Here is a 6,460-nt window from a genome sequence, read left to right as displayed (position 1 = left end):
TCACACAGAACCACCAGGGCGGGCCTCGGTGGTGGCAGGTTCACTGCGGAAGGAAGCCTGGCTTAGCCTGGCCCAGTTCACGGAGGTGGTTGACGTAGTCCTGGGCAGCAGGCTCGGAGGAGTAGCGTTGCCGCATCTCCGCGGCAAGCTCCCGGCTCGTCATGATGAGCGAAGGGATGGACTGCCGATCCCCTTCCAGCGCGCGCTCCCCCATGATGAGCGCCTGCTCAAGGTCACCTTCACGCGCGGCTGCCACCCCTAGAGTGACGCGCGCCTCCGAGTTGCGCATGGGGGTGCGCTCCATCCCGTCGAAGTCCGTGCCAGCGCGGAGGACTTCCTCAGCAAGATTCTTGGCGAGCTTGTCCTCACCCACGAGGCGGTAACAGTCCATGGCGTAGTAATCGAACTTGGCTGGGTCCACCACAAAGTGGTGATCAAGGTTCTCCGGGTACGGCATGCCTTCGAGCAACCGGCGCCCCTTGTCCAAGGCTGTTTCGACCTGGCGGCGATCCCCCAGCCGCGCCCACGCCTTGGCTTCCTGCGCAGCGAGTTGGACGGCGACGCCCTGATGGGAGGCCAGTTCCGCGCCTGCGTGCGCCGCCGCGATGACGCCTCGGTAATCCCCCGTGGTCAGTGCGAACCAGGCACGCATCTCGTGGGCCCACCCGCCGATCTCAGCATGGTCCGCCTCGGTGGCCAACGAGAGGGCGGCCCGTCGCGTGGACTCGGCTGCATTGCGGTCGCCGGTGTCGTACTCGACACAGCCCACCAAGAGCGCGAGCCACCCGGACAGCGCCAGGACTTCGCGGTGTTGGGCCAAGGTCAAGCTCTTGGAGTGGAGCTCCACGACACGGCGCAACCACTGCCGACCCTCGATGAGCAGCTGCTCGCTGGGCATGTACGGGTACTCAGAGCAGAGCCGGTCTGCGGTCATGCGCAGTGCGTCGAGTGTGGCCGTGTTGACGTCGGAGCGGCTGAGACGACTCACGATCTCCAGTGTTTCCATGCCGCTCGTTGCGAGGACTTCCGCATCTCCGTTCCTGCGTGTCGGCGCCGGGAAAAGCGCGTGGGTGACGGTGCCGAAAACGGCAGCGATGAGCGGACGGTAGAACTCGTTCGGAATCTGCCCGGACTCCCACCGCTTCCACTGACGGATCATGCTGTCGTCAGCGGGGAGCTCCTGCGGGGAATGCGCCCGTAGTGCCCTCACCGCATCCCGCTGGGACCAATCGCGGGCTGCCCGTTCCGCCGCAATGCGTCGTGCCCAAGCGGGCCTGTCGTCGGTCATGCGCCCTCCTTTGAGTGCCTAGGCCGAGTCTCTCGCGCGGACTACGGGGACACGGAAGGGGACAGCACGGTGACACGGGACATGTCCCCATGTCATGCACGCTGCCACCTCTGTGTCACTTACCCCACACGCTCTGCTTCTTGCATGCTCATGGCAGTCACGCACCACCCGAGTTGGACCGCCCTTCGAGCGTTTCCACCCGGTCAGCCAACGCCTGAAGCTGGGAGCGGATTTCCATGATCTCGTTACGTACGTCGTCACTGGGAGCAACTCCGTCACTGACGAAATTGCCGAGGTTCCCCGCAGAGACAATCAAACCTTCGGCTCGCAGCGCAGCCAACCCGTTCTGGATGGTCTGGCTAGCAAATCCGAAGCGATCAATCAGCTCACGCTGGGACGGAATGCGGTCGCCTGGCTTCATCTTCTTGATGTCGTCACGCAGTGCGTCGGCGACCTGCGCGGCCTTCGGCTTTGGTCCACCCGTAGAAGTCATGCCCTGAGCTTACCCACCACAGCGAACTAGCGCACACCACCGCACAGGGGTTGTGCACCACAGCGAACTAGTGCAAGCTAGTCAACAAGCGATCGCCTTGCTGAAAGCGCGGTTCGCAGAGGAAAGCCCTGGTCAAAGCCAGGGTTCAACGGCAGGGAGCGGCGCCCAACCGCCAAGAAGTTCGCCGCTCCCCTGACCCTCGAAGGGGTACTTCCATCATGCCTGGAACTCTCATGATTCACCGTTCTGCCGACCCGCTGTCGCTGCGGGAGGACGCGGATGTGTTCGGCTCGCCTGACCCGGGGCAGCCGGTTCGCGTCGAGGTACAGGTGCGTGCGTGCCTGACCTTCGCTGAGCTGCTGGGACTGCTGCTGTTCACGCCTGGTCTGTCCATGGAGTACGGCGAGCTGGACGACGACGAGGTCATCCGGGACTCGCTGCACTACGCGGTGCTGGAAACGGACCTGGACACCATGGAGCGGTACGCCTACCGGGCCGAATTCGCCTACCAGGGCAGTGACCGGGTGCCCGCGGAGTACACGCGCCGTGTGGCTGCCGCGATCACCCGTGTCTACGGGGTCGCCGCGTGAGTACCGCATTGGACGCCCTGTACGCCCACATGGCGCCCCCGGTGGCGCCGGTCGTCTCCCTGGTGGAGATGGACCGGCGCCGGGCCGGGGAGGATTACCCGACCGTGCCGGTGAACGGTATGGAGCTGGACCTGACCGAGACAGCCGCCGCCCTGTTCGAGCACTACACCGACGAACACGAGGGCGGCTGGCCGACCACGGACACCCTGTACGCGGCCCTGACCGAGGCCGTACGCACTCTGGGCCCGGCCGGGATCGCTGAGACGACACAGACCTTCGCCGAGCTGCCAGCCGACGAGTTCTTCGAGGTGGCCCATTGCCACCGCTTCGCCTACCGGCTGGCCCTGTCGTTTTGGTACCGCGGTGCCCGCTGCCGCCCGATGAGCGCTGGTGAAGCCGCTGTGGCGGTCTACCTCTCCAGCCTTCAGCGCTACCGCTGGGACGACTTCTACGCCCTGCCGCACCACCAACTGTTGCTGGCCCGGGCCCTGCACGAAGGTGCCGCGTCGGTGCCCGCTGATGTCCTGATCCGGCTGGGCAAGGTCATGGCCGGTGAGCAGGGTGGGGTGGACCGGGACCGCTCGAAGGAGTGGCTGTACAAGCAGGTGCTGCCCGACTACCACCGCCGCCGCTTCGCCTTCAACCTGGTGCGCACCGCACCGAAGAACCGCAAGCAGCCCACCCCGCTCGTCGTCCGTCTGGATGGCGGCGGCTACGTCCTCGGTCTGACCCCGCCCCCGGCACCCGACGGTGACTACCTGCTGCCGATGGGGGTGGCCTGGTGAGCCGCGCCCGCACGGCCCGACCCGTGCTTCAGGGAGACACCCGCCGCCGCTTCCTGGCCCACCTCGCCGGCCGGGATGGCGCCCGCTGCTACTACTGCCGCACGCCGTTCGACGCGGCCCTGTCGGATGCGACGCTGGACCACTACGTGCCGTACTGCGTGTGGCCCGAGAACCGGCCGCGCAACCTGGTACTGGCCTGCGAGCCGTGCAACCAGGCCAAGGCGGACCGGCTCCCGTACTGGGTCACGGTCCTGCTGGACGCGGCCGTGAACACGCCCGGCCGACCGTTCACGGTCCCCGGTGCCCTGTTCACCACGCACGGAACCCCGGCATGGGACGACCTGTTCCAGCAGACCGTGAACACCGCAGTGAACACGGCCATGAACACGCTGTTCACGGTCGGGCGATCGGTGTTCACCGTCCCGCTTCAGTCGGTCGGGTCGACGGGGCCGATCGAGTCGGCCGACCGGTCGACCAGGGCAGACGGCGCCGTGAACGGTGCCGATTGGGGCTCGGTCGGGCCCGTCGTGAGTCGGGTGCAGTGGCGAGTGCTGGCCCGACTCGCACGGGCCTGTGAGTCGGCCCTGAACGCGACCGTGAACACCGATCGGCACGCCGTGAACAGTCGAGAGCGGTTGGGGTCTGACCTGCGTGACTGCCCGCGTCACAGCTCGCGTCACACGGCTCTTCAGTCGGGCAGTCCCCGGTCCGCGATCGGTACAGCGGTCGACTCGATCGAGTCGGGTCCGCGGACCGGTCGAGACAAGCACCCCTGCCCGATCGAGTCGGGTGACCAGTCGACCCGACCGGGCCCGATCGAGCACGGCACCGCGACGAGGGAGAGGGAGGCTGCATGACCCCCGTGAGCGACTTGTTCCCCCCGCCGACTCACCCGATGGCCGTTGCCCGGCACCTGGCCCCCCAGTGGCACCACGAGGGCGTGTTGACGCTGCGGCATTGGCGCGGCATGTGGATGCGCTGGGAAGACACGGCATGGCGTGAGCTGTCCAAGGAAGAGATCCAGGCCAGCCTCTACAAGCAACTGGAGTGCGCCACCTACGAGCACCAGACGCCCAAGGGTGAGCTGGAAGTCCGTGACTGGGCACCGACGATCCCCAAGATCGCCAACCTCATGCAGGCGATCCAGGCCGTCACCCACCTGCCCCCGAGCATCAACACGCCGGCATGGATCGGCCCGCCCGGTGACCCGCTGCGTCGTGACGAAACCCGTGACGAAACCCTGCGCGGTGACAGCCCCATCGTGGCGTGCACCAACGGGCTACTCAGGGTCCGCGACCGTGCCCTTCTGCCGCTCTCCCCGGAGTTCTTCAACCTGGTCTCGGTCCCCTTCGACTACGATCCGGCGGCTCGGGCCCCCGTCTGGCGCGCCTTCTTGCACCAGGTGCTGCCCGATGACCCGCAGTCCGTCGCGGCTCTTCAGGAGTGGTTCGGCTACGTGCTGTCCGGGCGGACCGATCAGCAAAAGATCCTGCTGATCGTCGGGCCCACGAGGTCGGGTAAGGGCACCATCGCCCGTGTGCTGACCTCCCTGGTCGGGAACGGGAACACGGCGGGCCCCACCCTGGCGAGCCTGGCCACGAACTTCGGACTGTCCCCGCTGCTCGGCAAATCCCTCGCTGTCATCGCTGACGCGCGTCTGTCCCCTCAGGGCGGGCACCAGGTGGTCGAACGGCTGCTGACGATCAGCGGTGAGGACAGCATCGACGTGGACCGCAAGTATCGCCAGCCCTGGACGGGACCGCTGCCCACCCGGTTGATGATCCTGTCCAACGAGCTGCCGAACTTCGGCGACTCAAGCGGCGTCATCGCTAACCGGTTCGTTGTGCTGAACACGCCCATCTCCTGGCTCGGGCGGGAGGATCCGGCCCTGACCGGCAAGCTGACTGCGGAGCTCCCAGGCATCCTCAACTGGGCTCTGGACGGCCTGGACCGCCTGGTGCACACCGGGCGCCTGACGGTGCCGCCCAGCTCGCTGGAAGCGGTCACCACCATGCAGGACACCGCATCCCCCACGTCGGCGTTCGTGCGCGAATGCTGCGAGACCGGCCCAGACTGCTCGGTGCCGGTAGATGATCTGTGGTCCGCCTGGGGTGACTGGGCTCTGGACAGTGGCGTCAAGCCCGGCACCAAAGCTCTCATGGGCCGCAACCTGCTCTCCGTCGTCCCGCAGCTACGGCGCAGCAAGCCCCGCGCGGCCGACGGCAAGCAGATTCCCACCTATCTCGGGATCACCCTCAAAGAGGGTGCCCTGCACGGTTGCAGCGTCGCTGACCGACCGTGGGTCCCCGGCCAGGCTGACACGCCCGTTTGCCCTGCGCCCCAGGCGCCTGGGCAGCCCGTTCAGGACAGCCTGCTGCACTGCGCCGTCTGCCACGGGCCTATGGACGGCGCGCTGACCGCCGCCGGACACCTCACCCATCCCACCTGCCAGCGCACCACCGTCCACGGGGGGACCTCATGACCAGCCGCCGCGTACCCGAAACACGGCACGGCGTACCTGAAACGCGTACCCACGTACCCGAAACGGACCCGCGCGCCACCCTGCGCGGCAGCCTGCCTGACCGCTACCTCACCCCCGAAGACCTCGTGGGAATCTTCCAACTCGAAAGCGTCGAGACCGTCTACGCCTGGCGCCGCAAGCGCACCGGCCCACCCGGCATCCGCATCGGTAAACACCTGCGCTACGACCCCGCCGACGTCCACGCCTGGGTCACCCACAACAAGACGGACACCGACGCAGCCTGACGCCAGCCGCGCGCTGCACCCGCGCGGCGCGCGGCAAGCGCGCGGATCCTGCCGCGCGGCGCGCGGCACCCGATCCCAACCGCGCGGCAGCCGCGCGGATGCGCGCGGCTGCCCAGAGACTCCGCGCGGCGGGCGCGCGGCAGCCGGGTAAAGGGGGTCCCCCTACCCGCACCACATCCGCCGACCGCCCACGACCCCGCGCCGGCACGCCCGCACCCACCCCCGAGGTAGAGGGACCCCTTTACCCCGGTAGAGGGGGTGGGTAAAGGGGTCTGACCTGCGAAGTAATGGGGGTAGAGGGGGTCAGCCCACCCGGCGCCCCCAGCCTCTACAGGCCCCTTCTCCCGGCTGCCGCCGCGAAGGAAGCCGCCTGAACGCCGCGGACCGACAGCGCCCCGCCGCCCGGTGGACAGGCCCGTCCCGGTTTCGCCTCGGCCCGAAACCGGTTTCGCCCCTGATGTCACCCCAGAGACCTGCCTGACCTGCGCCGATATCGGGTTTCAGGGTCTCAGCCACACGCACGAAAACCCTCCCAGGA

The 6,460-nt window shown here is 67.8% G+C and carries 7 protein-coding genes; 5 read left to right on the top strand and 2 right to left on the bottom strand.

Annotated features, from left to right (window positions below; translation table 11 throughout):
* Positions 1-40 precede the first annotated feature (40 nt).
* Both NQO67_RS17900 and NQO67_RS17895 read right to left on the bottom strand, forming a co-directional pair.
* Entirely contained in the window at positions 41-1,288 is a 1,248-nt protein-coding gene (locus tag NQO67_RS17900) for an NsdA family TPR-like regulatory protein (protein ID WP_255951008.1), read from the bottom strand.
* Positions 1,289-1,445: 157 nt separating this feature from the next.
* Complete coding sequence (locus NQO67_RS17895) at positions 1,446-1,781, bottom strand: winged helix-turn-helix domain-containing protein (protein ID WP_255951007.1); 336 nt, start codon at positions 1,779-1,781, stop codon at positions 1,446-1,448.
* Positions 1,782-2,014: 233 nt separating this feature from the next.
* Between NQO67_RS17895 and NQO67_RS17890 the strand changes: the two genes are divergently transcribed.
* The 5 genes from NQO67_RS17890 to NQO67_RS17870 are packed head-to-tail and all read left to right on the top strand — an operon-like array spanning position 2,015 to position 5,922.
* Entirely contained in the window at positions 2,015-2,371 is a 357-nt protein-coding gene (locus NQO67_RS17890; RefSeq protein WP_255951006.1) for a hypothetical protein, read from the top strand.
* Entirely contained in the window at positions 2,368-3,156 is a 789-nt protein-coding gene (locus tag NQO67_RS17885) for a hypothetical protein (protein WP_255951005.1), read from the top strand. The genes NQO67_RS17890 and NQO67_RS17885 overlap by 4 nt, the downstream gene beginning before the upstream one ends.
* A complete protein-coding gene (locus NQO67_RS17880; protein WP_255951004.1) occupies positions 3,153-4,013 on the top strand; it encodes an HNH endonuclease in 861 nt (286 codons plus the stop codon). The genes NQO67_RS17885 and NQO67_RS17880 overlap by 4 nt, the downstream gene beginning before the upstream one ends.
* On the top strand, positions 4,010-5,638 hold the full coding sequence (locus NQO67_RS17875) for a DNA primase family protein (RefSeq protein ID WP_374119017.1): 1,629 nt from the start codon (positions 4,010-4,012) through the stop codon (positions 5,636-5,638). The genes NQO67_RS17880 and NQO67_RS17875 overlap by 4 nt, the downstream gene beginning before the upstream one ends.
* Positions 5,635-5,922 carry a helix-turn-helix transcriptional regulator gene (locus NQO67_RS17870; RefSeq protein WP_255951002.1) on the top strand — a complete coding sequence of 96 codons (288 nt, stop codon included), beginning with the start codon at positions 5,635-5,637 and terminating at the stop codon, positions 5,920-5,922. Before NQO67_RS17875 ends, NQO67_RS17870 begins: the two co-directional genes overlap by 4 nt.
* Positions 5,923-6,460: the final 538 nt, after the last annotated feature.

Source organism: Streptomyces odontomachi, from assembly GCF_024435355.1.
Classification (GTDB): domain Bacteria; phylum Actinomycetota; class Actinomycetes; order Streptomycetales; family Streptomycetaceae; genus Streptomyces; species Streptomyces odontomachi.
The sequence above is the reverse complement of the archived record's forward strand: the minus strand, read 5'-3'. Positions and strand labels throughout refer to the sequence as shown.